General features: G+C 58.4%; 1 protein-coding gene. It reads left to right on the top strand.

Annotated elements, in window-relative coordinates; all coding sequences use genetic code 11:
• Nucleotides 1-2,929 (top strand): hypothetical protein (locus GH722_20625; protein MRG74167.1); only part of this gene is annotated, 2,929 nt, incomplete at both ends.

The raw sequence follows: 2,929 nt of genomic DNA on the forward strand, positions 1-2,929 counted from the left end.
CAACATCTCGGTTGGGGAACATTGCGAGCAGCCGTTCCAGTATCTGGTGTTCACAGCCGAGCCGTATGCCGACCCGAGCGACAATCCGACAGGTGACAGCTCCGATTACTTCATCCGTTCGGTGGACTTCGAGACGGATTACAGCTTCGGTATGGAGGAATTCACCTATCAGATGGCGGATGGGGATGGTGATGTCTCCGAAGCGACGCTGACGATCAACATGACGGATCTGGACCGTCCGGATTCACCGACGCCGGAAGATCCGGAGAATTCGGGTCAGCCAGATCTGAATCTGGTGAATACGACGGTTGATGAAGACGATCTGTCGGACGGTACGGATGAGACGAAGGAGAGCACGACGGTCAGCCAGGATATTCTGGTGGACTTTGGTGCCGATGGATCGGGCCGTCTTGAACTGACGGTGAATGATGCCCTGACGGATATGGGTCTGACCTCGAACGGTGTTGCACTTGATTACACGGTGTCGGAAGACGGCACGGTGATCACGGCGACGGCGGGTGAGGGCGGCGACACGGTCTTCACGGTGACGCTGAACGGCGATGCGGATAGTGGCTACAGTTATTCGTTCGATCTTCAGGGTGCGGTTGATCACCCGGATGCAGATGGTGAGAACCAGCTTGATCTGACGTTTGGCATGCAGGTCTTTGATAAGGACGGTGACTGTGCCGAGGGTACGTTCACGGTCGGTATCATTGATGATGTTCCGGTTGCAGAAGTTGTTGAGGTGAGCGGCCCTGGCGTCACGGTATCGCTGGATGAAGATGATCTGTCGGACGGCACGGATGAGACCAAGGAAAGCCTGTCCGCGACCGGCGATCTGGGTCTCGGTGGTGATCTGATCACGATTGATTACGGTGCAGATGGTCCGGCCGATGGTCAGCCGACGGCGCTGGGTTACGACGATCTGGACTGGGCGCTTGAAGGCCCGGCGGGTCTGACCAGCCAGGGTGAAGCGGTCACCTACAGCTGGGATGCGGCAACCAATACCCTGCAGGCGACAGCGGACGGCCGTGATGTGTTCACGGTGGAACTGAATGAAGACGGCAGCTACACCTTCACGCTGCAGGACAGCCTTGATCACGGGGCGGCAGACGGTGAGAACAGCCTCGGTCTCGAGTTCACGCTGACGGGCACGCCGACGGTGGACAGTGCGGTTGATTTTGATGGTGACAGCGTCAGCCTGGCAGACCAGAGCCTCACGCAGACCTTCTCTGTGAATGTTGTTGATGACACGCCTGCGGCAGCCGAAATTGGCACGCCGACGGCGGCTGATACGGTCACGTTGGATGAAGACGATCTGGCTGACGGTACGGATGCTGACAAGGAAAGCCTGAGTGCCTCCGGCGATCTGGGCCTCGACGGTGACCTGATCACCATCAATTACGGTGCAGATGGCCCGGCTGATGGTGCGCCGACAGCACTGGGTTATGACGATCTGAGCTTTGAACTGACCGGCCCGGCGGGTCTGACCAGTCAGGGTGAAGATGTCACCTATGAGTGGGATGCCTCGACCAACACGCTGCAGGCAACTGCGGATGGCCGTGATGTGTTCACAGTGGAACTGAATGAAGACGGCAGCTACACCTTCACGCTGCAGGACAGCCTCGATCACGGTGCTGCGGATGGCGAGAACAGCTTGGGCCTTGAGTTCACGCTGACCGGCACGCCGGATGTTGATGCGGGTACGGATTACGATCTTGATCCGGGCGCATTGGAAGGTGCCTCGATCACCCAGACCTTCTCTGTGAATGTTGTTGATGACACGCCTGCGGCCGCTGAAATCGGCACGCCGACGGCGGCTGATACGGTCACGCTGGATGAAGACGATCTGGCTGACGGCACGGATAGTGATAAGGAAAGCCTCAGTGCCTCTGGCGATCTGGGTCTCGACGGCGACCTGATCACCATCGATTACGGTGCAGACGGCCCGGCAGATGGTGCCCCGACTGCTCTGGGTTATGACGACCTTGCCTTTGAACTGGAAGGCCCGAGCGGTCTGACCAGCCAGGGTGAGCCGGTGACCTACGAGTGGGATGCCTCGACCAACACATTGCAGGCGACAGCGGGTGGCCGTGATGTGTTCACGGTGGAACTGAATGAAGACGGCAGCTACACCTTCACGCTGCAGGACAGCCTTGATCATGGGGCAGCTGACGGTGAGAACGGTCTCGGCCTTGAGTTCACGCTGACCGGAACACCGGATGTTGATGCGGGTGCGGATTACGATCTGGATCCGGGCGCATTGGAAGGTGCCTCGATCACCCAGACCTTCTCCGTGAATGTTGTTGATGATGTTCCCGAAGCTTCGGAAGGGACTGTTGGTCAGTCGACCGGTGTGACAGTCAATGAAGATGATCTGGCTGACGGTACGGATGCTGACAAGGAGAGCCTGAGTGCCTCCGGCGATCTGGGCCTCGATGGTGATCTGATCACCATCAACTACGGTGCAGATGGCCCGGCTGATGGTGCGCCGACAGCACTGGGTTATGACGATCTGAGCTTTGAACTGACCGGCCCGAGTGGTCTGACCAGCCAGGGTGAAGATGTCACCTACGAGTGGGATGCGTCGACCAACACATTGCAGGCGACTGCGGATGGCCGTGATGTGTTCACGGTGGAACTGAATGAAGACGGTAGTTACACCTTCACGCTGCAGGACAGCCTCGATCATGGCGCTGCGGATGGTGAGAACAGCATGGGCCTTGAGTTCACGCTGACGGGTACGCCGGATCTGGAGAGCCTGTCGTCAACCGATTACGATCTTGATCCGAGCCAGCTTTCGGGTCTGACGGTCGAACAGACCTTCTCTGTCAACGTGACGGATGATGTTCCGGAAGTTGTGGTGAATGATCCGGATCCGGTTGGCAGCGGTTCAGGCAGCGAGTACCTGACCGTGACCAACATGGGC

The organism is Alphaproteobacteria bacterium HT1-32, from assembly GCA_009649675.1.
Classification (GTDB): Bacteria; Pseudomonadota; Alphaproteobacteria; order Rhodospirillales; family HT1-32; genus HT1-32.